The 25006-nt window shown below is 66.8% G+C and carries 24 protein-coding genes; 6 read left to right on the forward strand and 18 right to left on the reverse strand.

Going from position 1 to position 25006, the window contains the following annotated elements; genetic code table 11:
* Positions 1-19: 19 nt before the first annotated feature.
* Positions 20-2023 carry a right-handed parallel beta-helix repeat-containing protein gene (locus NX02_RS08225; protein WP_025291716.1) on the forward strand — a complete coding sequence of 668 codons (2004 nt, stop codon included), beginning with the start codon at positions 20-22 and terminating at the stop codon, positions 2021-2023.
* The gene (locus NX02_RS08230; protein WP_025291717.1) at positions 2020-5226 is read left to right on the forward strand and encodes an alpha-L-rhamnosidase; all 3207 of its coding nucleotides are present in this window, start codon (positions 2020-2022) and stop codon (positions 5224-5226) included. Before NX02_RS08225 ends, NX02_RS08230 begins: the two co-directional genes overlap by 4 nt.
* 54 nt (positions 5227-5280) lie before the next feature.
* Here the strand turns inward: NX02_RS08230 and NX02_RS32295 are convergent, their stop codons facing one another.
* The 3 genes from NX02_RS32295 to NX02_RS08240 form a co-directional block, all read right to left on the reverse strand.
* Positions 5281-5418 (reverse strand): hypothetical protein, encoded by a 138-nt coding sequence (locus NX02_RS32295; RefSeq protein WP_158013961.1) that lies wholly within the window; start codon positions 5416-5418, stop codon positions 5281-5283.
* Between the two features lie 148 nt (positions 5419-5566).
* The gene (gene ybaK / locus NX02_RS08235) at positions 5567-6040 is read right to left on the reverse strand and encodes a Cys-tRNA(Pro) deacylase (protein WP_025291718.1); all 474 of its coding nucleotides are present in this window, start codon (positions 6038-6040) and stop codon (positions 5567-5569) included.
* Positions 6041-6266: 226 nt separating this feature from the next.
* Positions 6267-6545 (reverse strand): hypothetical protein, encoded by a 279-nt coding sequence (locus tag NX02_RS08240; protein WP_025291719.1) that lies wholly within the window; start codon positions 6543-6545, stop codon positions 6267-6269.
* A gap of 101 nt (positions 6546-6646) precedes the next feature.
* On the opposite strand from NX02_RS08240, the gene msrB reads away from it, so the two are divergent.
* Both msrB and msrA read left to right on the forward strand, forming a co-directional pair.
* Entirely contained in the window at positions 6647-7096 is a 450-nt protein-coding gene (gene msrB / locus NX02_RS08245; protein ID WP_025291720.1) for a peptide-methionine (R)-S-oxide reductase MsrB, read from the forward strand.
* A complete protein-coding gene (gene msrA, locus NX02_RS08250) occupies positions 7093-7596 on the forward strand; it encodes a peptide-methionine (S)-S-oxide reductase MsrA (RefSeq protein ID WP_025291721.1) in 504 nt (167 codons plus the stop codon). The genes msrB and msrA overlap by 4 nt, the downstream gene beginning before the upstream one ends.
* A 10-nt stretch (positions 7597-7606) precedes the next feature.
* Here msrA and NX02_RS08255 read toward each other — a convergent pair whose 3' ends face one another.
* Positions 7607-8086 carry a PaaI family thioesterase gene (locus tag NX02_RS08255; RefSeq protein WP_025291722.1) on the reverse strand — a complete coding sequence of 160 codons (480 nt, stop codon included), beginning with the start codon at positions 8084-8086 and terminating at the stop codon, positions 7607-7609.
* 17 nt (positions 8087-8103) lie between these two features.
* Positions 8104-8916 carry an SDR family NAD(P)-dependent oxidoreductase gene (locus NX02_RS08260; protein ID WP_025291723.1) on the reverse strand — a complete coding sequence of 271 codons (813 nt, stop codon included), beginning with the start codon at positions 8914-8916 and terminating at the stop codon, positions 8104-8106.
* Between the two features lie 68 nt (positions 8917-8984).
* On the opposite strand from NX02_RS08260, the gene NX02_RS08265 reads away from it, so the two are divergent.
* The gene (locus tag NX02_RS08265) at positions 8985-9455 is read left to right on the forward strand and encodes a winged helix-turn-helix transcriptional regulator (RefSeq protein WP_025291724.1); all 471 of its coding nucleotides are present in this window, start codon (positions 8985-8987) and stop codon (positions 9453-9455) included.
* Positions 9456-9621: 166 nt separating this feature from the next.
* On the opposite strand, the gene NX02_RS08270 is transcribed toward NX02_RS08265, so the two are convergent.
* From NX02_RS08270 to NX02_RS08325, 12 genes are all read right to left on the reverse strand, one after another.
* Positions 9622-11130, reverse strand: a complete 1509-nt coding sequence (locus tag NX02_RS08270) for a response regulator (protein WP_162232667.1) — start codon at positions 11128-11130, stop codon at positions 9622-9624.
* 131 nt (positions 11131-11261) lie between these two features.
* A complete protein-coding gene (locus NX02_RS08275) occupies positions 11262-12746 on the reverse strand; it encodes an ATPase domain-containing protein (protein ID WP_025291726.1) in 1485 nt (494 codons plus the stop codon).
* A gap of 304 nt (positions 12747-13050) precedes the next feature.
* The gene (locus NX02_RS08280) at positions 13051-14697 is read right to left on the reverse strand and encodes a rhamnogalacturonidase (RefSeq protein ID WP_039996486.1); all 1647 of its coding nucleotides are present in this window, start codon (positions 14695-14697) and stop codon (positions 13051-13053) included.
* Positions 14694-15839, reverse strand: coding sequence for an FMN-dependent L-lactate dehydrogenase LldD (gene lldD, locus NX02_RS08285; protein WP_025291728.1), 1146 nt, complete (start codon positions 15837-15839; stop codon positions 14694-14696). Before lldD ends, NX02_RS08280 begins: the two co-directional genes overlap by 4 nt.
* On the reverse strand, positions 15836-16651 hold the full coding sequence (locus NX02_RS08290) for a kinase (RefSeq protein WP_025291729.1): 816 nt from the start codon (positions 16649-16651) through the stop codon (positions 15836-15838). The genes lldD and NX02_RS08290 overlap by 4 nt, the downstream gene beginning before the upstream one ends.
* Positions 16635-17591: a 2-hydroxyacid dehydrogenase gene (locus NX02_RS08295; RefSeq protein WP_025291730.1), complete on the reverse strand. Its 957-nt coding sequence runs from the start codon at positions 17589-17591 to the stop codon at positions 16635-16637. Before NX02_RS08295 ends, NX02_RS08290 begins: the two co-directional genes overlap by 17 nt.
* Complete coding sequence (locus NX02_RS08300) at positions 17588-18757, reverse strand: fumarylacetoacetate hydrolase family protein (RefSeq protein ID WP_025291731.1); 1170 nt, start codon at positions 18755-18757, stop codon at positions 17588-17590. Before NX02_RS08300 ends, NX02_RS08295 begins: the two co-directional genes overlap by 4 nt.
* Positions 18758-19528 carry an enoyl-CoA hydratase/isomerase family protein gene (locus NX02_RS08305; RefSeq protein WP_025291732.1) on the reverse strand — a complete coding sequence of 257 codons (771 nt, stop codon included), beginning with the start codon at positions 19526-19528 and terminating at the stop codon, positions 18758-18760.
* Complete coding sequence (locus tag NX02_RS08310; RefSeq protein ID WP_025291733.1) at positions 19525-20643, reverse strand: type 2 periplasmic-binding domain-containing protein; 1119 nt, start codon at positions 20641-20643, stop codon at positions 19525-19527. Before NX02_RS08310 ends, NX02_RS08305 begins: the two co-directional genes overlap by 4 nt.
* Positions 20640-21830: a CaiB/BaiF CoA transferase family protein gene (locus NX02_RS08315; RefSeq protein ID WP_025291734.1), complete on the reverse strand. Its 1191-nt coding sequence runs from the start codon at positions 21828-21830 to the stop codon at positions 20640-20642. Before NX02_RS08315 ends, NX02_RS08310 begins: the two co-directional genes overlap by 4 nt.
* Before the next feature lie 13 nt (positions 21831-21843).
* Positions 21844-22590 carry an SDR family NAD(P)-dependent oxidoreductase gene (locus NX02_RS08320; protein ID WP_025291735.1) on the reverse strand — a complete coding sequence of 249 codons (747 nt, stop codon included), beginning with the start codon at positions 22588-22590 and terminating at the stop codon, positions 21844-21846.
* Positions 22587-23768, reverse strand: a complete 1182-nt coding sequence (locus NX02_RS08325; RefSeq protein WP_025291736.1) for an aldose 1-epimerase family protein — start codon at positions 23766-23768, stop codon at positions 22587-22589. The genes NX02_RS08320 and NX02_RS08325 overlap by 4 nt, the downstream gene beginning before the upstream one ends.
* Positions 23769-23848: 80 nt before the next feature.
* On the opposite strand from NX02_RS08325, the gene NX02_RS08330 reads away from it, so the two are divergent.
* The gene (locus tag NX02_RS08330) at positions 23849-24205 is read left to right on the forward strand and encodes an L-rhamnose mutarotase (protein WP_025291737.1); all 357 of its coding nucleotides are present in this window, start codon (positions 23849-23851) and stop codon (positions 24203-24205) included.
* 27 nt (positions 24206-24232) lie between these two features.
* Here the strand turns inward: NX02_RS08330 and NX02_RS08335 are convergent, their stop codons facing one another.
* Entirely contained in the window at positions 24233-24973 is a 741-nt protein-coding gene (locus tag NX02_RS08335) for a FadR/GntR family transcriptional regulator (protein WP_025291738.1), read from the reverse strand.
* Positions 24974-25006 lie beyond the last annotated feature (33 nt).

Below are 25006 nucleotides of genomic sequence, written 5' to 3' on the forward strand. Positions count from 1 at the left end.
TACAAACGGAGAGTATCGGATGATCGGCAAGCTTCGAACCGCCCGGTTGATGATCGCGGCGCTGCTGGCGGGCGCCAGCGTCCAGGCGCTTGCCGAGCCGGTGACGATCCACGTCGCCCCCAATGGCGACGATCGCGCGCCCGGCAGCGCCGGCCGGCCGGTGCGCTCGCTTGCGCGCGCGCAGGCACTGGTCCGTGCTGCCAACGTCCGTGACGACGTGGCCGTCGAGCTTGCCGATGGCACCTACACGCTCGCCAGGCCGCTGGTGTTCCGCGCTGCCGATGGCGGCCAGAACGGCCACAAGGTGGAGTGGCGCGCCGCCGCGGGCGCGAAGCCGGTGCTGTCCGGCGGGCTCGCCATTTCGGGCTTCACAGTGTTCGATGCGGAGCGGCGGATCTATGTCGCGGATACGCCCAAGGGGCTCGACGCGCGCCAGCTCTGGGTGAACGACACGCTCGCGGAGCGGCCGTGGATCGAGGTGAAGCGCGCCGACGTGAAGTTCGGCGCCACCGGTTTCGAGATCGTCAAGCCCGCGCTTGCCTATATCGGCACGCTCAAGCGGCCCGACCGGCTGGAGGTGGAAGCGACGGGCTTCTTCACCGACCGCTTTTCGCCGGTAAAGTCGATCAGCGGCACCACGGTGACGATGCAGCAGCCGGCGTGGGACAACAACAGCTGGGGCTATGACACGATCACCAAGCCGATCTTCCCCGAAGACAGCCGGATGTTCCTCGTCAACGCGCTCGAATTCATCGGCAAGACCAACGACTGGCACGCCAAGCCCTATCAGTGGGTGCTGGATCCGGAAGCGGGCAAGCTCTACCTGCGCATCGCCCAGGATGACGACATCAAGGATCTGAAGGTCGTTTTGCCGACGCTGGAGACGCTGGTGTCGATCAGCGGCACGCCGGCGGCGCCGGTCGAGAAGCTCAGCTTCAAGGGGCTGCGCTTCTCCTACAGCTCATGGCTCGGGCCGTCGAAGCCGACCGGCTATGCCAACCAGCAGAGCGGCGCCTTCCTCTACGAGACCTCGCCGATCCGGCCGAAGGATGCCTGGGAGAGCTGCGGCTGGGGCTGCGTGGAATTCGAGTCGATGCGCCAGCGTTGGCACCAGATGCCGGCCGCGGTCCAGGTTTCGGCGGCGCGCGACATAACCTTCGAGCGCAACCATTTCACCCAGCTCGGCCAGATCGGCCTCGGCATCGGCAATGACGCCAATGCGCACCTCACCGGCGTCGGCCTCGCCACGCAGGGCATCCGCGTGACGCGCAACCATTTCGCGGTGCTTTCCGGCAGCGCGATCATGGCGGGCGGCATCCGCGTGGAGGCGCATCACCCGGAGGACGCGAAGCTCGTCAACCGCGACCTCGCGATCGAGGACAATGTCGTCGCCACCGTCTCGCAGGAATATCGCGACAATGCCGCGATCCTCACCACCTACATCGCCGGCGCGCGGATCGCGCACAACGACATCAGCGACGCGCCCTACGACGCGATCGCGGTCGGCTGGGGCTGGGGCTACAACGATGTCGGCGGCAACCCGAACTATGACGAGAACCAGAAGGGCTACGTCCACAACGTCAAATATACGACGCCGACGGTGCTCGGGGACACGCTGATCGAGGGCAATCGTATTCATGGCGTGAAGACGTGGTTCATGGATGGCGGCGCGATCTACAACCTTTCCGCCAACCCGAATTCGGTGATCCGCGGCAATCACATCTTCGATATCGGTGGTAAGATCGCGCTTTATCTCGATGAAGGCAGCAAGCATTTCCAGGTAACCGGCAATGTCATCGACACCCGCGGCAAATGGCTGAACATCAATACCGCGGGCAAGATGTTCCGCCGCCGCATCTCGACCGACAATCTCGCCACCGGCAACTGGCACAATTCGATGGCCACCGGCGGGCGCTGGCTCGACGAGATCGGCAATGTCGAGAAGGATAATTTCCTCGTGCCGGATCGGGACTGGCCGGCCGAGGCGCAGGCGGTGATCGCCGCCGCGGGGATACGCAAGTGAGTGGCGTCTCGCGGCGCTCGCTGCTGCAGGGTGCGGGTGTGGCGGGTGCGCTGGTGGCGGCGCCGCGGCCCGCGCTGGCGACGGAGGGCGATCTGAAGATCGTCGACCTGCGCGCGGAATCGCTTGTCGATCCGATCGGGCTGGAGGCAGAGGGCGTCCGCCTGTCGTGGCGGATCGAGGCGGATGCGCGCGGTGTGATGCAGGCGCGCTGCGCGATCGAGGCGGCGTCGAGCAAAGCACTGCTCGAAGCGGGCAAGGCGGATCTGTGGAAAGCAGGCGAGGTGCTGGCGGACAAGGCGGTCGACATCGCCTGGGCGGGCCGGCCGTTGCGCTCGCGGGATGTCGTCTACTGGCGCGTGACCGTGCAGGACTCGCGCGGGATCCGGGTGACCAGCCCGACTGCGCGGTTCGAGATGGGGCTGATCGAGCCCTCGGACTGGACCGCGAAATGGGTCGCGGTTGAGAGCGAGCGGGACGCGGCGGATCGCGCCGCAGGGCTGCGTTGGATGCGCGGCGACCGCACGCGGGATGGCAGCCCGCGCGCGTTCCGCCTATCGTTCGATGTGGCGGCGGCGGGCCCTGCGACCTTGTTCAGCATCGCCAATTTCGATTCCGAGCAGTGGCTCGACGGCCAGCCGGTCGATCGCGGCCCCAAATCGCAACACCGCTTCGGCACCGAGCCGATCGCGGTGACGACTCACCAGCTTGCCGCCGGCCGCCATGTGCTCGCCGTCGAGGTGCAGGACGCGACCGGCTTCAACTCGCCCAAGATCCATGAGATCGCCTGCGCGGCGATGGTACGGTTGGAGGGCGGCGGCAAGCCCGTGCGGATCACCTCGGAAGGGATGCGCACCGCAGTGAAGCCGGGCGGCGGCTGGCAACAGCCGACCTTCGACGATGCGCGCTGGGCAGCGGCGACGCCCTCCGCCAATCAGCAACAGGCCTGGCCGCGCGACGGAGCGCATCTGTTGCGCCGTGAATTCAGCATCGACAAGCCGGTGATGCGCGCACGGCTCTATGCCACCGCGCTCGGCGCCTATGTTGCGGAAATCAACGGCAAGCGTGTCGGCGATGCGCTGATGTCACCCGAGAGCAGCGATTTCCGCGAGGCGGTGCTCTACCAGACGCACGATGTGACCGCGCATGTCCGCAAGGGCGCCAATGCGATCGGCGCCATGGTGGGGGAGGGCTGGTATGGCAGCTATCACGCCCCCGCCGGCCGTTATGCGTTCGGTGATCCGCCGCTGCGCTTCCTGGCCCAGCTCGAGATCGAGCACCCCGACGGCACCCGCACGACGATCACCACCGACGATCGCTGGCAACAGTCGTCCTCGCCGATCACGCAGGCCGAAATCTATCATGGCGAGGATTATGACGCGCGGCTGGAGCAGCCCGGCTGGTCCTCGCCCGGCCTCTCCGCCCCGGACTGGCGGCGCGCCGCGATCGGCAAGACGCCACCCTGCCGGCTGCGCGCGCAGGTGTCGCCGCCACTGCGCGCGGTCGAGCGGCTGAGGGCGAAGACGATCCGCAGCTTCCCCGGCGATCGTCATGTCGTCGATTTCGGCCAGAACTTCGCGGGCTGGGTGCATCTGCAGGCGAAGGCGGAGGCCGGGCACACCGCCACCTTGCGCTTCGCCGAGATCCTGACTCCCGAGGGCATGATCGACCAGGCGAACCTGCGCGCCGCGCGCGCCGCCTGTACCTATGTCTTCCGTGGCGATCCCGCGGGCGAGAGCTATGAGCCGCGCTTCAGCTATTTCGGCTTCCGCTATGTCGAGGTCAGTGGCTTCGGCCGCGCGCCGACGCCGGACGAGGTGGAGGGCGTGGTCGTCACCAGCGATCTGCCGCGCAGCGGCTGGCTGCTGGTCGATAACCCGATCGTGCAGGGGCTGTGGCACAACGGTTTCTGGAGCCAGCGCTCCAACTTCTTCGGCGTGCCGACCGACTGCCCGCAGCGGGACGAGCGGCTGGGCTGGACGGGCGACGCCAACGTGTTCTGGGATGCCGCCGCGTTCAACATGGATGTCGGCGCGTTCACCCGCCGCTTCATGGGCGACATGCGCGACGGGCAGGGGCCGCGCGGCGAGTTTCCGGACTATGCGCCGGCGGGCTGGCGCGATCTTCAGCTCGGCGCCTCGCCGGGCTGGGCGGACGCCGGCATCATCCTGCCATGGACGGTGTGGCAGCGCTATGGCGACACCGGGGTGGTCGACCGCAACTGGCCGGCGATGAAGCACTATCTGGCGTTCATCCTCGAACAGAATCCCGACCTCGTCTGGCGCAACGGCCGCGGCTACGACTATGGCGACTGGGTGGCGCTCGACGCCAAGGAACCGGGCGACGAAACCACGCCCAAGGCGCTGATCGCGACCGCGATGTGGAAACGCTCGGCCGACGCGATGGCGGATATGGCCAAGGGCTCGGGCCGCCAGCCCGAGGCGGAACGCTATCGCGCACTCTCCGCGGACATCGGCCGCGCTTTCGCGGCCGCGTTCGTCAAGCCGGACGGCAGCGTCGGCAATGGATCGCAATGCGGGTATATTCTCGCGCTCCGCTTCGGGCTGGTGCCCGAGCCCCAGCGCGCGGCGGCGACACGGCTGCTGGTGGCGGACATCAAGCGGCGCGGCGGATTGCTCTCCACCGGCTTCCTCGGCACGCCGTTCAGCCTCGATGCGCTCGCCGATCGAGGCGAGACGAAGCTCGTCTATGACCTGCTGTTGCGCACCGCCTTCCCCTCATGGGGCTATATGATCGCCAAGGGCGCGACGACGATCTGGGAGCGGTGGAACGCCGACATGGTCGATGCCGCGATGAACAGCTACAACCATTATGCGCTGGGGGCGGTGAGCGGTTTCGTCTATCGGCGCATCGCCGGCATCGATCCGCTCGCCCCCGGCTTCCAGCGCTTCCGCTTCGCGCCCGTGCTCGACGGCCGGGTGACCCGGGGCGGCGCGCGCTACGAAAGCGTGCTCGGCCGGATCGAAACCAAATGGCAGCAGACGCCCGGGGGCTTCGAGGCGGAACTGACCGTTCCGGCCAACGCCCGCGCCGAACTGCTCCTGCCGGCCGCGGCGCCCGACCGCATCAGCGAGGGTGGGCTGCCGCTGGCGAAGGCCGCCGGCGTCACCGTGCTGGGGCAGGCGGGAGATCGCGTCACGCTCGAGATCGGATCGGGCCGTTACCGCTTCCAGACGCGCAGCTGAGGCCGCAACATTCCTCCCCACTGGGCCGTCCGCGGTGCGGGCGGCTTTTTTTTGTCAGGCGAGGATGGTGGAAGCCGGCCGCACGTCGTTGCAGGCGATGGTGAACTGGCTCTTTGCCGGAGGTGCGGAGAGCGTCATTGCCAGTGCCAGCACCAAGCCGGCGATCGTCACCAGGATCGGGGCCGTTCGCATCGTCATCATCATCGCGTCCTGTCATGGGCACCGCGGGACGGCATCTTCCGTACCTGGAAACGCGACGCCGCCCGCGGCTGGTGGCCGAATAGCCATCGGCGCCCGGCATGGATTGGACGGAAACGACATGACGTCCGTAACATGGGGATCAGACGATCAGCGCCGCCTCGATCGCGTCCGTCGCCCGTGCCGCGTCGGCGGGCGCCAGCCGCACCTGCAGGCCGCGCTGCCCGCCATTGATATAGACCAGCGCATGCGCCAGCGCCTCGGCCTCGATCGCCGTCGGGACCTTGCGCATCTGGCCGAACGGGCTGATCCCGCCGACCTTGTAGCCCGAAATGCGTTCGGCCTGCGGCACCTTCATCATCTCGGCATGTTTGCCGCCGAACGCCGCTGCGAGCTTCTTCATCGCGACCTCCTTGTCGGATGGCACGATCGCGCAGACCGGCTTGCCGTCGACGAGGGCCATCAACGTCTTGAGCACCCGCGCCGGATCCTCGCCGAGCGCTTCCGCCGCCTGCAGGCCGACGCGCTCGGCATTCGCGTCATACGCATATTCGTGCACGCTGAAGGCAATTTTCAAGGCCTGCAGGGTTTTCGTCGCGCGTGTCGTCTTCGCCATTCGTCAGCCTCCGTCCGCCGGCCTATTCCTCGAACCGGCGTCGTTCGTCGAGATCCCCGCGCGCGGCGGTGGTGTTGCTGGCGGCATCGAAGGCCAGCGTGAGCTGCCTCGCGGTGCCGGAGATGAGCGTCGTCAAAGCGCAGAATCGCTCGATCGCGAAGACCTATCTTCTCCGTATTTGATCAATTTGGCCGCAGTGCGACGAATGGTGGCAATGCCGGAACGCCTACGGATCCGCGCGCGGCGCCGCCGCTTCTTCGGTCAGTTCCACGACCTCGAAGTCATAACGCGTCCAGCCCCGCTGTCGTGCGGCGTCGGCAGTGGCAGCCTTCTTGCTGGTCGCCTCGCGCAGCGACTTGCTGTGTCCCCAGAACACTTCGGTTCCTCCGTCGCCGATATGCGCGACGATCCGCCAGTAGTGCGTGAAGGGCGCGTCGGTGGGGCCGATGCGCTTCACATAGCCATCGGGCATCGTCGCGATCAGATAGCGTCGTCGCTTCGCCATGCCGATGGCTGTTAGCGGAATTTCCGTTGATGCACAGTACGGCCGGCATATGGACGGAGGCGCCCCGCATCCCCACATTGCGCATGAGAATGGAGATGCGCATGACCGAATATCGCAAGACCGATGCCGCCATCGCTGCCCTCAGCCCCGAGGAGCGTTGGGTGACGCAGGAAAGCGGCACCGAGCGGCCCGGCACCGGCAAATATCTCTACAACAAGGAACCCGGCATCTACGTGGACATCGTCTCGGGTGAGCCGCTGTTCGCTTCTGCCGACAAATATGAGTCCGGCTGCGGCTGGCCGAGCTTCACCAAGCCGATCGAGCCCGCCAACGTCGCCGAACTGCGCGATGCAAGCCACGGCATGGTCCGCATCGAGGTGCGCTCGGCGCATGGCGACAGCCATCTCGGCCATGTCTTCCCCGACGGTCCGCGCGACCGTGGCGGGCTGCGTTACTGCATCAACTCGGCGTCGCTGCGCTTCGTCCACCGCGACGACATGGCGGACGAGGGCTATGGCGCCTATCTCGATCAGGTGGAGGACGTGGCATGAGCCAGGACATCGCGATTCTCGCCGGCGGTTGCTTCTGGGGCATGCAGGATCTGATCCGCCGCATGCCCGGCGTGCTTTCCACGCGCGTCGGCTATTCGGGGGGCGACGTGCCCAACGCCACCTATCGCAACCATGGCACTCATGCCGAAGCGATCGAGATCGTCTTCGATCCGGAAGCGATCAGCTATCGCACCCTGTTGGAATTCTTCTTTCAGATCCACGATCCGAGCACGAAGAACCGTCAGGGCAATGATCGTGGCGCCAGCTACCGTTCGGCGATCTACTACACCAGCGACGAGCAGCGCCGCGTGGCGGAAGACACGATCGCCGATGTCGACGCCTCCGGGCTGTGGCCGGGCAAGGTGGTGACCGAAGTCGAACCCGCCGGCGACTTCTGGGAGGCGGAGCCGGAGCACCAGGATTATCTGGAGCGGATTCCCAACGGCTACACCTGCCATTTCGTAAGGCCGGGCTGGAAACTGCCCAAGCGGGCGGCCTGACTCGCGGGGCTCACGCCTCCAGCGGCAACACCAGCAACGTCGATGTCGCCGAGGCGCAGAGCCGGCCGGCGGCATCGACCAGCTTGGCTTCGGCAAAGGCCGTGCGCCGGCCCATCGTAAGCACCCGGCCCTCGGCGCGGACGGGGCCGCTCTCGTCGCTCAGCGCACGATGATAGGCGACCTTGAGTTCCAGCGTCGTATAGCCCTGATCGGCGCTGAGCTGCGAATGGACCGCGCAGCCGCAGGCGCTGTCGAGCAGGGTCGCGGCATAGCCGCCATGAACGGTGCCGATCGGGTTGTAGACGCGCCTGCCGGGCGTGCCTTCGAACACCGCCCGGCCACGCTCTATTTCCACCAGCGCGAAGTCCATCGTCTCGCCGATCGGCGGTCGCCGCCCCGCATCCATCAGCGCCCGAAGCTGCCCGAGGCCATCGCGTCGTTCGGGATTGTCGGTCAGCGCGTTGAAGGGCGGGGTGGCGACGTCGGTCATGGCGGCGGTTCTCCGGTTCAGGCGGTGACGGGTTCGGCGACGGTCGCAGCATAGCGCGGCGCGACGCGGCTCTTCGACAGATTTGGTCCCATCGCCAGCCGAGCCGCCTGCATGGCGGTCCACTGCGCGTCGTCGGGCAGGGGTGGGATGGTGACGGTTTCACGCCGGTCGAAGCCGATCAGCGCCGCATCCACCAGATCATCCACTTCCATCACGAAATCGGGCGGGAAGGTGTTCACATCCTTGCCGCTCTTCGCCCAGATCTCGGTGCGGGTGGCGCCGGGCAGCACCACCTGCGTGTAGACGCCCTTGTCGGCGAGCTGCGCCGCCATCGCCTGGCTGAGGTTGAGCAGGAACGCCTTGGTGCCGCTGTAGATGCCGTCGAACATCTCTGGGGCCAGCGCGAGGACGGAGGCGATGTTGATGATTGCGCCGTGACCACTCGCGACAAAGGCCTGCGCTGCCGCGGCGGCAAGGCGGGCAGGGGTGGCGATATTGAGCGTTACGATGTCGGCAATTTCCGCCGGGCCATTGTCGAGGATGCTGCCGGCGAGCGAGCGGCCGGCATTGTTGACGAGCAGACTGACATCCTCCGCGGCAATCCGCGCTTCGACGCGCGCGACATCCTCATTGCGCGTCAGGTCGGCGGGTAGAATTTCGATCGCGACGCCGGTTTCGGCCTGCAGCCGTTCGGCGAGCGCCGCCAGGCGTATGCGATCGCGCGCGACGAGAACCAGATCATAGCCGCGCCGCGCCAGCCGATCGGCATAGACCGCGCCGATACCGCCGGATGCGCCCGTGACGAGCGCCGTGCCCTGCTTGCTGCTCATTGAATATGTCCTTCAATCCGTGACCCGATGTCACTTGCAAAAGAATAGTAACTCGCTATTCTTTTGCAATGGACATCGAAAAATATGGTTCGGGGCCCTGCCCGGTCGGGCGGGCGCTCCTGCGAATCGGGGATGCATGGAGCCTGCTGATCCTGCGCGATGCGGGCTATGGCGCGACGCGCTTCGAGCAGTTTCGGGCCAGCCTGGGCATAGCGCCCAACATTCTGACCCGTCGGCTGACCGCGCTCGTCGCGGAAAAGTTGCTCACGAAGCACCGTTACAGCACGCATCCGCCGCGCGACGAATATGTGCTTACCGAGAAGGGCCGCGAGGTGCTGCCGATCCTCGCGGCGATCGGTGCGTGGGGACGCAGATATCATGGCGAGGGCGGCACGAGCTTTCTCGTGAATGAGGAAACCGGCGGACGGATCGAACCCATTGTGGTGGATGCGGCGACGGGCAAGCCGCTGTCCGACCTTCGCACGCGGCTGGTGCGGCCGGCCGCGACCAATCACGCAGCTGGCCCGCAATCGCCCTAGATCCGGCCCGCGCCGAGGACGCTAGAGGACGCTATGCGGTGGTCAATGCGCGGCTCGGCGATGAGCTGGCAGGCGCGGTTTTACGGGGCGTTGGTGCGAGAATATGACGGAAAAGCATGTTGCGGGCGGATGGCATGACGGGCGCGAAATCCGAGGATGATGCGATCTACGCGTCCACGACCGCGTCGCGATCGCACACTCGCTGCAAGGCCTCGGCCAATTCTCCGAGCCCGAACGGCTTGTTGAGCCGTGGTATATCGGCGATCGGGTCGACCGCACCCGTGTAGCCGGAGATCAGCAGCATCGGCATGTCTGGCCGCTCCGCGCGGATTCGTTCGGCGAGTTCGGCGCCATCCATTCCCGGCATCTTGTAATCGGTGATCACGAGCTCGATTTCGTGCGGGGCGGCCATCAGCATGCGAAGCGCCTCGGCACCGCCGCTGGCTTCGGCAACCCGGTGACCCAGGATGCGAAGCATGTCCGCGGTGCCATTGCGGACGAGCTCCTCATCGTCCACGACGAGGATCCCAAGCGGCGTGTTCGATACGGCCTGCGGCGGGCGTGATATCGGTGCCTCGGCGTTGCTTTGGCTGGTCGCGATCGGCAGGTAGAGCGCGGCGGCGGTGCCGCGCCCCAGTTCGCTGTCGAGCATGAAGGCGCCACCGAGCTGCGCCATCAGGCCATGCACCATCGATAGCCCGAGCCCCGTACCGCGTCCGATTTCCTTGGTGGTGAAGAAGGGCTCTACGGCGCGCGCCAGTGTTGCCGTATCCATGCCGGTGCCGCTGTCGCGAACCGACAGCCGAATATAGGCGCCGGGCGCCAGATCGATACCGGAGCCGTTCTCAACGTCCGCGACCTCGGTCGTGATCGTTAGCCGGCCTCCATCGGGCATGGCATCCCGCGCATTGACGCAGAGGTTGAGGATGGCGAGCTCGAGCTGGTTGGGATCGGCCATCGCCGGCGGCAATCCTGCGGCGCACTGCAGGCGCAGCTCGGTGGTTGACCCCAGCGAACTGGCGATCAGGTCGCGCATGCCTTCGATCAGGGCGGCGATGTCGACAGGGCGGTTCTGCAACTCCTGCCGCCTTGCGAAGCCCAGCAGCCGCTGGACCAGTGTCTTGGCACGCTCGCCCGACTGCAAGGCGTTGCCGATCCAGCGTTGGACCGAGGCATCTTCGTCCTTGAACCGCCGCTGCAGAAGATCGAGCGCACCGATGATCGGTGTGAGCAGATTGTTGAAATCATGCGCGACGCCGCCGGTCAGTTGGCCGATCGTCTCCAGCTTCTGCACCTCGTGAAGCTGCTTGAGTGCGAGCTGGCGTTCCGCGGTTCGCTGTTCGACGCGCTGCTCGAGTTCGGCTGCAAGTCCGTGAAGTTCCTCCAGCCGGGACCGCGCATCATATTGCCGCCGCCGGGCGCGGCGGGCCGACTGGGCCAGGCTGATCATCGTCGTGGGATGGAACGGGCGCTCCAGGAAGGTGACGTTGCCCAGCATCTCCAGATAGCGCCTGGCGGCCGGATTGCGCTCCAGCCCCCCGCCGCGCAACGTCAGCAGGATGAAAGGAAAGTCGGACCATTCCGGCTGCGCCGAGATCCAGCGCGACAGAGCGTTGAGATCGGCCGTGCGCAACTGCTCTTCGGTCACCAGCGCGAAGCCGGCGCCTTTTTCCATTTCCTCCACGAGGTGCCCGATGGACCGGCAGGACAGGCTCGTGAACCGGGCTTCGCGGAGCATGGCGCTCGCGACGTCGGCATCGCGGCCTTGTGGTGCGAGGATCAGCGCGCGTTCGGATATGTACGGAGTCAATTCTCGGGGTCCAGAAGCGGCATCGGGCTTTCGTCGACCAATGTCGGCACGCCGCGCAGCACGCCGTGAAAGCGCTTGAGCGGGTGGCCCAGCGTGATGCCCCGGCTGTCGATCACATATTCCCGGATCGTGTTTTCGTGCGGGCCAGTCCGCTTCTTGATGACAGACATCGCGCGCCGAACCTCGCCGACGGCCTCGAAATAGCGCAGCAGGACGACGGTGTCGGCCAGGTAGGTGACGTCGACCGGAGCCTTCATGTCACCGACCAGCCCGTGTTGCGCAACGGTGAGGAAGGTCGACGCGCCTTGGCGGTTCAGATATTGCAGCAACTCGTGGATGTGCAGGATCAGTGCCTGTTCTTCAGGCATGGCGGCCTGATAGCCGTTGAGGCTGTCGATCACGACGGTCTTCACCCCACGGGTCTCAACGCAGATCCGGACCCTCTCGGTAAATTCGCCCGGACTAAGCTCAGCCGCATCGACCTGTTCGATCACGAGCATGTCGGCTGCGACCATCGCCCCAAGGTCGATGCCCAGGCCGAGCGCCCGGTTGAACAGAAGGTCCCGCTCCTCATCGAAGATGAACATCGCGGCGCGGTCGCCGCGTGACACCGTGGTCACCACGAACTTGAGCGCCAGCAGCGATTTGCCGGTGCCGGCCGGTCCCAGGATGAGCGTGCTCGATCCGCGTTCGATCCCGCCGCCGAGCAGAGCGTTGAGTTCCGGTGAGTTGGTGGTGACCAGGCTGCGGTCGTATCCCGTCCGGTGCTCCGCGGAAACCAGGCGTGGAAAGACCCGCACGCCGCCGGGTTCAATCACGAAGTCGTGATATCCGCCGCGGTACTTCTGGCCGCGATACTTGATGATCCGGGTGCGGCGGCGCTCCGCGCCATAGTCGGGCGACATCTCTTCGAGATGGATCACCCCATGCGCGATGCTGTGCATCGTCTTGTCGTTCTGCTCGGCGGTCAGGTCGTCGAGCATCAACACGGTGGCGCCGTTTCGGGCAAAATAGTGCTTGAGCGACAGGATCTGGCGGCGATAGCGCAAAGGGCTCTGCGCGAGCAGCATGATTTCCGAGAGGCTGTCGACCACGACGCGCTGCGGCTTGACCTCTTCGAACACCTTGAAGATGCGTTTCGTCGTTTCGCCCAGTTCGAGATCCGACGAGTAGAGCAGGCTTTGCTGCTGCTGCTCGTCGAGAAGATCTTCGGGCGGAAGCAGTTCGAAGATATCGATGCCGGACAGGTCCCAGCCATGCGATGCGGCGCCGACGCGGAACTCGTCCTCGGTTTCGGACAAGGTGATGTAGAGGCACCGCTCGCCCGCCGCGGCGCCGGTGATCAGGAACTGCGTGGCGATGGTGGTCTTGCCTGTTCCCGGGCTCCCCTCCAGCAGGTACAAGCGACCGCGGGCGAGCCCGCCTGCAGTAATGTCATCCAGACCCGGAATACCGAGTTTCGCCTTCTCGCTCAGCGCCATCGTTCCTCGCTTTCACCTGCTGCCTAAACAGGTCGATGGCCGCTTTCTATCCGTCCGTTCGACAAATAGGAGCGATCGAGAGGTTTCGCGGCGGACGGGACAATCGGCCTTCAAGGTCGCGTCGCACGCCAAACCGCACCTGATCCGTCAGCACGTTCTCCGCCGACCCGCCCCTCCGCCTCGGCAAGAGCGCCGGGGAGAGGGGCAGTCGAGCGGAGCGGGCAGCGTCGTCATGTTCAGCACCCGAATGCCGCGCATTCCGCGGATCGTGCCCTGCCGGATCTGCTCACCGGCGCTGACGCCATCAATGCGCCTGCGCCTCGGGCGCCAGCGGGTGGACTGCGTCCACGGCAATTCCCGTGCTCCGCGCCGTCACGATCGCCTGTGCGGCGTCAGCATGCGGGCTGCGCAGTCCGTCGATCATCGCACCGCGCACATCGTCGAGCAGCACTGCCGGGCGGCCGTCCGGCTTGTCGACCGCGAAGCTCACATCGTTGAGCGCGATGTTGCGGGCGTGGCGCACGTAGAGGCCATGCGCGGGGAAGACGCCCATGAAGCTGGGCTCGAGGCTCGAATTCACCCGTTCCGGAATCTCGCGCATCGCGTCCGCCGCGGTGCCGCCGCCGGCGGAGCGGATATGAACGTCGGAAAAGCTGACATCCTCGATGATGCCTTCGGGGATGCCGACCACGCCGCAGCTATAGGCGCTGGTGGCGCCGGAGACGTTGATCCCCTCGAAGCGCAGCCGTCGCACGATGCTGGTGCCGGCGCCCTTCGGCGCACGGTTGCGCATCGAGAGGCGCACGAAGATCGGGTGGTTCACCGGGTTGCGCAGGTTGATGTCTCGGAAGGTCACGTCTTCCAGGGTACCGCCGTCGATGCCGCCCATCTGCAGCCCGCGCGTATTCTCGCAGGTGCAGCCGGAAACGAGCACGTTGCGGAAACCGCCGGCGGAATCGGTGCCCAGCTTGATCCGCCCGAGCACGCCGACATTGTCCGTCGAACGATAGGGGGAAGGGCGATAACTGCCATCGACCACCGACCCCAATATATAGCCGCTGGTCTTGCAGCCGATCACGCTCACATCCTCGCAGACGATCTTCTCCTTCAGCGCCATGCTGCTCTTGAGCACGATCGCATCGTCCTTGGGTGCGTTGACGATGCAGTTGGAGATGCGCACGTCGCGGCAGCAATCGATGTCGATGCCATCGCGATCGGTATCCACCGTGACGTTGTCGATCGTCACGTTGCGCGACCCGAGGACATAGCAGGCGAAATGCCCGCCCTGCAGGATGGTGAAATCGCGCAGCAGCACGTTGCGGCAGCGGGTGAGGCCGATCGCCTTGTTGCCGCGGCCTTCATAGACCATTTCGCGCGGATCGGCCCGCCGGGCGGCGTCGGGGCTCAGCCCCTGTTCGGCGGGACTGCGCCAGCCCTTCACGCCGTGCCAGCGGGGTGCCGGCCCCTCGCGATCCAGCCCGAGGCCATGGATGAGCCCGCGGCCGACGATCGCGATATTGTCCGCGCCATCGCCATAGAACAGGCTGTTGTGGAAATGGGCGAGTCCGTAATCGACGAACTGCTCCTCGAACACGCCTTCGGGCAGATCATATTGGCCTTTGTGGCGGCGCGGATCGGCGGCCTCGATCACCGATCCGGGCATCAGCATGATCGTCACATGGCTCAGCAGCCGCATCGAAAAGCAGATGTAATGGCCCGCAGGCACGACAACCGTGCCGCCGCCCGCCTTGTAGGCCGCCTGGATTGCGCGGTTGATCGCAGGGGAGTCGATCGCGATGCCATCACCCTTCGCGCCGTAATTGCGCACGTCGTGAAAGCCGGTCAGCGATCCGGTCGCGCCCAGCGCCGACGGGGCCAGCGCGAAGGCCGCGCCGAAGCCGAGCGTCACCGCACGACGGCTGAACGCTGCGCGTTCAAGAAAAAGGGTCATCCATTCCTCTCCATGATCAGATTATCGCGTGTCAGTTCGTTCACCGCTCGCGCGCCGCTAAGCGCCATCGCCACGCGCATGCCGTCGGCGATCAGCCGCAGCAGGTTGGCCACGCCGGCTTCGCCGTCCGTTGCAAGCGCATAGACATAGGCGCGGCCGAGGAGCACGCCGCGCGCCCCGAGCGCCAGCATCCTCACCACATCCAGCCCGGTGCGGACGCCGCCATCGACGAGCACGGTCAGCGCATCGCCCACCGCATCGGCGATCGCGGGCAGGGCGCGCGCGGTCGACTGCGCGCCGTCGAGCTGGCGGCCGCCATGGTTGGACACGACGATGCCGTTGGCGCCGAAGCGCACCGCGTCCCGCGCATCCTCGGGATCGAGAATGCCCTTCACGATCATCTCGCCGCGCCAGGTGTCGCGAATCCATTCCAGATCGCGCCAGCTGATCGAGGGATCGAAGTTCGCCCCCAACCAGCCGATATAATCCTGCAGGCTGGTCGGTTGGCCGCGATAGGCGGAGATATTGCCAAGATCGTGCGGACGGCCTCGCAGCCCGACATCCCATGCCCAGGCGGGGCGGCCGACCGCTTGCAGCATCCGGCGCAGGGCGGCGTTGGGGCCGCTCATCCCGGAATGGCGATCGCGATAGCGCGCGCCCGGCAGCGGCATGTCGACGGTGAACACCAGCTTGGTCGCACCCAGCGCCATCGCCCGATCCAGCGCATCGCGCATGAAGCCGCGGTCCTTCAGCACATAGAGCTGAAACCAGATCGGCCGGCCGCAGCCCTCCACCACCTCCGCCGCCGAACAGACGCTGACGGTGGAAAGGATGTAGGGGATGTTCGCCGCGCACGCCGCGCGCGCCGCCTGCACCTCGCCGCGCCGGCGCGTCATCCCCGCAATGCCGATCGGAGCAAGCGCGATCGGCATTGCCATTTCTTCACCGAACAGCTCGGTTTCGAGGCTGAGCGCCGAGACGTCGCGCAGCACGCGCTGGCGCAACTGCACATCGGCAAGATCATTGCGGTTACGCGACAGCGTTTCCTCACCGAACGCCCCGCCATCGATATAGTCGAACAGGAAGCGCGGCAGGCGCCGCCGCGCGGCTTCGCGATAGTCGGTCGGCGAGGAGATGATCATCGGGCGTCCTGCGGTCGGCGATCGGCGTCGAGCCGGATGGTCAGGTCGGCGCGCGTGGGAATTTCGGCGAGAATCGCGCGGGTCAGGCGCTCGTAATGCCGGATGAAACGGTCGATTCCGGCCGCGTCCATCAGGCCGGAGGTGTCGTCGCCCTCGATGGTGCGGCGACGGCGCAGCGCCTCTTCCTGCTCCAGCCGCCAGCCATGGACGACCTGGAAGCCGGGCGCGGCGAGCAGGACCAACCGGTCGATGCGGCCGAACAGAGCGGCATAGGGGCCCGCCAGCGCGGCGTTGACAGCGCGGCGCCAGATGCCGTCGCCATCCTCGTCGCGTTCCAGTGCGTTGACCGGCGTCACCAGCGCGGCCTCATCCTCGGGCCGCGCGCCGACGCACCAGCCTTCGAACAGGATCAGGTCTAAGGGCGGCGAGACGCTTTCCCACTTCGCCTCTGGCAGCGGCTCGTCGGCCGCCTTGTTGAAGCGCGGCACACGCACGGGTCGGCCGGCGCGGAGGTCGTCGATCAGGCGAATGCCCAGCGCAACGTCGTGCGTTAGCGGCACGCCGCGCGTCCGCAACAGCGGGTGGATGTTCCGCGCCAGCGCCGCGCGTGCTTCGCCGGCCAGGTAGAGATCGTCGAGCGAAAGGATCGCCGTCCGCCGGCCCATTGTCGCCAGCCGTTCTGCAAGGGCGGCGGCGAGCGTCGTCTTGCCCGAGCCCTGCGAGCCGCATAGCCCGAGCACCAGCGGCACGCCGCCCGCCGCGTCCAGCCACCGCAGGGTGGCCGTGGTCACGCGGTCAAGCGATGCGGTCAAGGGGCGGCTCGCCGTCGAAGAAGCGATCCAGATTGTCCGCAACCTTCATCCCCATCGCCGTGCGCGTCTCGATCGTCGCGCTGCCGAGATGGGGGAGGAGGACGACATTGGGCAGCGCGATCAGCGCGCTCGGCACGTTGGGCTCGCGTTCGAACACGTCGAGCCCGGCGGCGGCGATGGTGCCGGCCGCCAGCGCTTCGGCCAGCGCGGGTTCGTCGATCAACGTGCCGCGGCCGGTGTTCACCAGCACCGCGTGCGGCTTCATCCGCATGAGTAGCGCGGCATCGACCATGTGCCTGGTCTCGGCGCCGCCGGGTGCGTGCAGAGAGAGGATGTCGACAACCTCCGCCAGGCCCGCCAAGGTCGGGTAATAGGCCTCTTCCGGCATGTCCGCCGCTGGCGTGCGGCTGTGATAGGCGATGGTCATGCCGAACGCCTTTGCACGTTCGGCCATGGCGCGCGCGATGCGGCCGTAGCCGACCAGCCCCAGCGTCTTGCCGGCCAGCGACTGGCCCAGCATGTGCGTCGGCCGCCAGCCGGTCCAGCGACCAGCCCGCAATTCGCGCTCGCCTTCGCCGGCGCGGCGCGTCGCCATCAGCATCAGCAGCATCGCGATGTCAGCGGTGGCGTCGGTCAGGACATCGGGCGTGTTGGTGACGGTGATGCCGGCGGCGCGCGCCGCCTCGAGATCGATATGCTCGAACCCGGCGCCGTAATTGCCGATGATCCGCACGCGCGCGCCGGGCGTGGCGATCACCGATGCGGGCACCTTGTCCGTCACCGTCGGGCACAGCGCGTCATACTCGCGCATCGCCGCCGCCAGCGTGTCGAGGTCGAGCGGCTGGTCGCCCTCGTTCAACGTCACGTCGTACCGTTCGGCCAGCCGTGCCTCGACCGCCGCAGGCCAGCGGCGGGTGAGCAGGATGCGCGGGCGGCTCACAGCAGGCCCCGCGCCGCCAGGTTGCGCATCAGCGCGGCGGCGCCGAACTGCCACGGCGGGCAGGCGTCGGTGGCGGCGACGCGGTTGACGAGCGCGCCCAGCGGGGCGCAGGCGATGCGGACGATGTCACCGGGCTGGTGCGTGAATCCCATGCCCGGCGCGCCGCGGTCCTTGGTCGGTGCGAACATGGTGCCGAGATACAGCGCCAGCCCGTCCGGATAGCAATGGTGCGTGTTGATCGCCTGCGCGGCGAGATCCGCCGGCGGCCGGCTGATCGCCGCCATCGGCGATCGTCCATCGAGCACGAAACCGTCGGTGCCGCTGATCGTCAGCGCGACCTCGATCGTCTCGACATCGGTCAAGGTGAAGCCGGCATCGAACAGCCGCACGAACGGGCCGACCGCAGCCGCGCCATTATTGTCCTTCGCCTTGCCGAGCAGCAGCGCCGAGCGTCCCTCGACGTCGCGCAGGTTGACGTCGTTGCCCAAGGTCGCGCCGACGATCGCGCCGCCGGAGGCGACGATGAGCACGACCTCCGGCTCCGGATTGTTCCAGTGCGATCCGGGATGCACGCCGATCTCGCCTCCGGTGCCCACCGTCGACAGCGGCTGCGCCTTGGTGAAGATCTCCGCATCGGGGCCGATGCCGACTTCCAGATACTGGCTCCACGCCCCGGCATCGATCAATGCCTGCTTCAGCGCCATCGCCTCGGACGAGCCGGGGCGGAGCTGGCGAAGATCGTCGCCGACAAGCGCGCGCACCTGATCGCGGATGCCCGACGCCGCGGAAGCGTCGCCGCGGGCGCGCTCCTCGATGACGCGTTCGAGCATCGAGGTGGCGAAGGTCACGCCAGCGGCCTTCACCGCCTGCAGGTCGATCGGGCTGAGCAGCCACGGCTGCGACGGATCGCGCGTGGCGGGATCGGTGTTGGCGAGCAGGTCGGCGATGCTGCCGACATGCTCGCCCTCGGCCATGCGCAGTGCCGTTGCGGGCCCGGCGGCTTCGCACAGGTCTCGCGCGGTGGGAAAAACGCGGGTGACGTCGATCAGCCGGTCGCCATCGACGCGGACGACAGCGGGACCGTTCACGTCGGGGCGCCAGACCCGGCCGAACAGGCAGGCGCGCGGATCGGCGGGGAGGATGTCTTCGGCGGACTGAATCATCATTCAGCGCCGGCGAAACACGGGCGCGCGCTTCTCCGCGAACGCGGCACGGCCTTCCTTGGCGTCGTCGGTCGCGAAGCAGATCGCCTGCAGGTCACGCTCATATTCGATCGCCTTGTCATAGGGCATCGTGTGCGCGGCGCGCAGGTTGAGCTTGCCGGTTTCCGCCGCGATCGGTGCGCGCGACGCGATCGTCTTCGCGATCTCCTCGGCGCGCGGCAGCAGCGCATCCGGCGCATGCACCTCGCTGACGAGGCCCCAGGCGAGCGCCTGTTGCGCGTCGATCATGTCGCCGGTCAGCAGCATCATCGCCGCGTTGGAGGCGCCGACCGAATGGGCGAGGCCCGCGGCCATGCCGCCACCGCCGATCCAGCCCAGCTTGATCTCCGGCGCGGCGAAGCGGGCATTGGTGGAGGCGATGCGGATGTCGCACGCCATCGCCGTTTCCAGCCCGCCGCCCAGCGCATAGCCGTTGACGGCGGCGATCACCGGCTTGCGGCAAGCGCGCAGCGCGTCGCAATAATCGGCGCGGTTGCGGAAATCCCACGGCGTTTCATAACCGTCGAGCGTGCTGATGTCCGACCCCGCGGAGAAGGCCTTCTCGCCCGCGCCGGTGACGATCAGCGCGCGGACATCGTTGGAGCCGTTGCAGGTCGTGACCGCGGCCACCAGCGCTTCGGCCATCGCCGGTGTCATCGCGTTGAGCTTCTGGGCGCGGTCGATTAAGATCTTGGCGACGCCATCCGCGATGGTGAAGCGCAAATCCTCGGTCATGTCTCGGTCCCTGCGGGGTGATGGTGGCGATAGGCGGCCTCGACCGCGTCGAGCGTCGCGTCGGCATCGGCTTCGGAAAGCAGGGCATCGCGCAGCAGCTTCGAAGCGTCGGTCTGGAACAGGATCGCGCCGTCGTGGCGCGGGCGCAGCAGCGCCTGTTCCACCGTGTCCTTCGTTGCATGGTAGAAACCGTTCGCGGCGGCGTTGACGGCCTCGTCCTGCCAGGCCGAACGCAGCGAGGGCTGGCCGTCATGCTGGGGAATGAAACCGCGCTGCACCGCGTCGGACATCAGCCAGCGGAGATGGTCGAGCAGTTCGGGCGTCACCGTTGTGCGGCGCGACACGGCGATGCCGGTGCCGCCCAAGGTCGATCCGATCCGCCCGCCGGGGCCCTTCGGGGCATTGGCATAGGCGACCGAGCCGGCGGCGGCATAGTTTACATAGCCGTAGATCAGCGGGCACAGCGCCGGCCCATCGCCCGCCCCCATCGCTTCCAGCATCGCGATCGGGTTGTGCGTGGCAAAGCGGCGGGTGGCATCCCCGGTAAGGCGCGCCATGATCGCGAACGCTTCATGCGCGAGAGCGCGGTCGACGAAGTCATCGCGGGGGCTCAGCGGCTCGAAGCCGAGCGCGCCGCAGATCGATTGGAAGCTCAGCGCTGCGTGCGGCCCCGCGAGTGACAGCGCGACATTCTCGGTCTCCGCCAGCGCGATCACGCCGTCCCAGTCTGTCGGCGGCGTCGTCACCTTGGCCGGCTGATACGCCATCACCTGCGTGGCGGCATCGAGCGGCAAGGCCCAATGCTGGCCGGCATAGCGATAGCTCAAGAAGGATGGGCCGGCGGTGCCCGCCTGCCACGCGGCGATCTCCTCCGCGTCGAACAATGCCTCGATCGGCACCAGCGCCTCGTCCGTCACCGCCTCGCCGACATGGGGATGATCGATCACCACCAGGTCGAAGCGCGCGCATTGATCGGCGATCGAATGCGATTCGAAGCCCTCCAGCGGATGGCGATGCCAGTCGATGGCGAGACCATCGAGCGTTTCGGCCGCGGCGGCGAGCGCGTTGTAACCGCGCGGATGGTCCCAGGTGAGCCCCCGATACTGCGCCGTCATGCGTGCTGCCGGACCACGCCGGATTCGATGAGTTGCTCGATCGTCTCGGCGTCGAAACCCGCCTCCGCCAGCAGTTCGCGGCTGTGCTCGCCGACCAGCGGCGCGCCACGGGTGATGGCGGACGGGGTGCGCGAGAAACGGATCGGGAAGCCCGGCGTCTTCACATGGCCCTCGGTGGGATGATCATATTCCACGAAGGTCTGGTTGTGCTTGATCTGCGGGTCCTCGACGAGGTCGGCGTAGCCGTAGACGGGGCCGCTCCAGATATCGACCGCGCGGAACCGCTCCAGCCATTCGGCGCTGGTCGCGCCGACCAGCTTCGCCTTCACCGTCGCGAAGATCGCATCGCGCAGCGTCCAGCCGTCGCGCTCTTCGTCCAGCCCGGCGAGGAATTCATCCTTCAGCACGGCGCCCAGTGTGGCGAGCTTGGCCATGGCGAGCGTGATATAGCCGTCGCTGGTCTGGAACACGCCATAGGGCGCCCGGATATAGCTGTGCGCGTGCGCCTCGGCAGAGCGCGCCTGCGGCTTGTTGCCGACCGTGAACACCGACAATTCCTGCATCTGGATGGTCGTGATCGCATCCAGCATGTTGACCTGCACAAGCTGGCCCTCGCCGGTGCGCTCGCGGTGGAACAGCGCCGCGAGCGCACCCTCGAACGCGCTGTAGGCGGTGACCGCATCGACCAGATATTGCCCGGCGGGGGAGGGCGGGGCGTCTGCGGAGCCCGCAGAGAGCATCGCGCCCGACATGCCCTGCAGCAGCAGATCCTGCCCCGGATACATGCGGTAGGGGCCATCCTCACCATAGCCCGACATCGAGACGTAGATCAGCCGCGGGTTGATCGCGGAGAGCGTCGCATAATCCACGCCCAGCCGCTCGGCGACGCCGGGGCGGTAGTTCTGCAGGAAGATATCGGCATTCCTGACCAGCTCGATCAGGATCGCCTTGCCCTCGGGCGCCTTGAGATCGACCGCCAGCGAACGCTTGTTGCGGTTGAGCGAAAGGAAGGAGACGTTGATCTTGTTGCCGGTGGCGCCGCCCGCCGAGGCATGGCGCTGCCACTCGCCGCTGGTCGGCTCGACCTTGATCACGTCGGCGCCCATGTCGCCCAGCCGCTGCGCGGCGAAGGGGCCAGCCATCGCGATCGAACAGTCGAGCACGCGGATGCCGTTCAAAATGCTCATTCTGTTCTGGTCCTCAGGCCATGACCCAGCCGCCGTTGACGTGCAGCGTCTGGCCGGTGATGAATCCCGCCTCGTCGGCGGTGAAAAAGGCGATCGCGTGCGCGATGTCGCCGGCGTTGCCCCGGCGCTTGATCGACTGCGCATCGAGCACCATGCGGTCATAGCCTTCGGGGTCCGGGTGAATCTTCTCCGCGTCGGTCGGGAAGGCGCCCGGCGCGATCGCGTTGACGGTGATCCCCCAGCCGCCGAATTCGCGTGCCCAGGCGCGCGTGAGGCCGATCAGCGCCGCCTTCGATGCGACATAGGGCGACAGATTCTCCCAGCCGCCGGAGATGGTGATGCTGGAGACGTTGACAATCCGGCCGAAGCCGCGCGCGCGCATCCCCGGCAGCGCGGCCTGCACCGCGACGATGCCGGCATCGACATTGATGCGCTGGACGTGCTGATGCTCCTCGATCGAGAATTGCTCGAACGGCTTGGCGGGGTAGATCGCGGCGTTGTTGATGATCACGTCGATACCGCCGGTCTCCGCGATCAGCCGGTCGAGTTCGGCGCGATAGGCGGCGAGGTCGGAGAGGTCGGTGGTCGAGACGATCAACTTGCCCGGGCCGGCACCGGCCGCCGCGCTTTCCAGCGCCACAACCTTCGCCGGATCATTGTCGACCGCGATCACCGTCGCGCCACGCTCGATCAGCAGCACGCTCGTTTCGAGCCCGAGCCCGCCCGCGGCGCCGGTGTAGAGGATGGTGCGGCCGTTCATGCCGCGGCTCCGTTGATCGGCGGATACTTGCCCGAGGGCTGCGGATAATCCTCGTCCGGCTGGCGCGCGACGTCCTGGATCCGGCGCACCGCATCCGCCACTGCCACACCGTCCGGCAGAATGCGGAAGATGCTGTCGTAGCGCCGCTCCTCGCCATGTTCGAGCCAGATCAGCTCGCCGCGTTCGCGCGCGAATTCCTTGCCGAGAACATGGTTGGTCGAGGGTTCGATCGCGATGGCATAATGGCCGGCGTGAAGGTTCTGCCACTCGTACATCGCCGGGAACTGGCTCTTGAGCGTTTCCACCTCGAAGCCGAAGCCCCGCGCCTCGTTGACGATCGCGACATTGACGCGGCCCTCGGCATCCGGCGCCATGTCGTGCTGCCAGACTTGCTCGTGGAAATTGACGATCGGAGCGGGGACGGTGCGATAGCCGGTGCCCTGCGCCCGATAGGTCTCGACATGCGCCGCCCACAGCACGTCGCGGATCGGCGCGACATAACGCGCGCCCTCGTCGACCACCGGATAGCCGACATTGATGTGATAGCAATACATGTGCGGCGTGCGGTAGAAGCCGTGGTTGACGACGCGGTCGTGCAGCCGGATCTCGTCGCCGCCCACCGTCGCCTCGATGCGGCGGATCAGGTGGAGATCCTCGCCGAAGACCGTCGCCTGCTGGACGATGCCCTCGGCCCACAGGATGCACTCGTCGCCCACCCAGGTCTCGCCATAGCCGGTAAGGCGCGCGGGAATGGTGCCGACCCGTCCGTGCAACGAAGAGGAGACCGCCTTGCGGGGCGCATAGACATAATGCTCCGCCGGGTCGTCGTGCATGAACAGGGTGTGGTCGAGACCGCAGGTGACGACGAGGCCGGAAAGCGAGCGCAGCCAGGCGAGGCCGTCTTCGCCCTCATAGTCATGCAGCCCCGGATGGCGAAAGCCGGCGGGCGAATGCCAGGCGACGGCGCGGCCGGCATGCTCGCATTCGGCGATGTCCATCGCGCGATCGACAAGTATGGTGAAGCGCAGTCCGCTGCCGGTCCGGAACTCGAGCTGGCGCACACCGCGCTCGAGCCCGTCACCCAGCGTCGAGAGCCTGACACCGGCGAATTGGGAGAGGGCACCGGTCCGTTCGGCCAGGCTTCGCCGCGTCAACGACTGAGCGTAGAGGGAAACCAAGATCCACTCCCGATTATTACTTGTAAGACGTATGATGTCTAAGCAGAGTGACTCGACCAGTCAACCGCCGGGATGCCAGAATGACGCTCGTCCGCCGCTGTTTCGCCGTCGATCTTCATGGCGACCCCGAACGGATCGCCCGCTACCGCGCCTGGCATGCGGCAGGCGCGGTGCCCGCCGCCGTGTCGGCGGCGATCCGTGGCGATGGCGTCGCGTCGCTCGAGATCTGGCTGACCGGCGATCGCCTGTTCATGATCATGGAACAGGACGCAGAAGCCGCCGAGGACGACGCAGCCAAACAGGCACGCGACGCCGCCAATCCGGACGTGCGGGCATGGGACGCATTGATGCGCAGCTTCCAGAAGCCGCTCCCGTTCGCGCCGGAGCAGACCTGGGTGGAAATGGAGCGAATCTACGCGATGTCGGAGCAGGTGTGAATTTCCGCTCCTCAGAAGGAAGGCAGGTCAGCCGTTCTGTGGCCCCTGCGCACGCCGGCGCGCCCAGCTTCCTTCGATATGCTCGCGCATCGCGCGCGCTGCGCCATCCGAATCGCCGCTGACGATCGCGTCGCAAATCCGGCGATGGGCTTCGTGCGTCTCGCGGACATGCTCAACATTGAGCTTGCCGCTGTAGCCGTGCGTGCGCAACGCTTCGGACTGCACGCCATCGATCACCGCTTTGCTCAGCTTGTCGCCCGAAATGCGCATGATGATATCGTGGAACGCAACGTCCTCATGAACATAGGCGGCAGGCATCTGGATAAGCGATTCGAGCTTCTCGATCTGCGCTTTCAACTCGGCAATGGTTTCCGGCGTACGGCGCTGTGCCGCCTTGGCGGCCATCGCGCCTTCGAGCAGCGATCGGATCTCGGATAGATTGTCGAGATAGGCGAGGCCATCCTCGCGGCGGAACAGCGCGGCGAGGATCATCGGGTCGAGCATGTCCCACGCGTTCGCCTCCCGCACGATCGTGCCGCGGCCCTGCTGCGAGACGACCAAGCCTTTTTCGGTCAGCGCCATCGTCGCTTCGCGCACGACAGTGCGGCTGACCTCATACATGTCACCGAGAATGCCCTCCGGCGGTAGCGCGGAACCGGCCGGATAGGTCTCGGTGACGATCGCGTTGACAAGATCCTCGACGACCGCTTCGGCGAGGCGGGGGCGGCGGCGGACACGCTGGAGAGAGGGCGGCACTGGGCTGGTCATCTGTTGGTCTTGCCTGCAACGGGTCGAAACTGG

Source organism: Sphingomonas sanxanigenens DSM 19645 = NX02 (assembly GCF_000512205.2).
GTDB lineage: Bacteria > Pseudomonadota > Alphaproteobacteria > Sphingomonadales > Sphingomonadaceae > Sphingomonas_D > Sphingomonas_D sanxanigenens.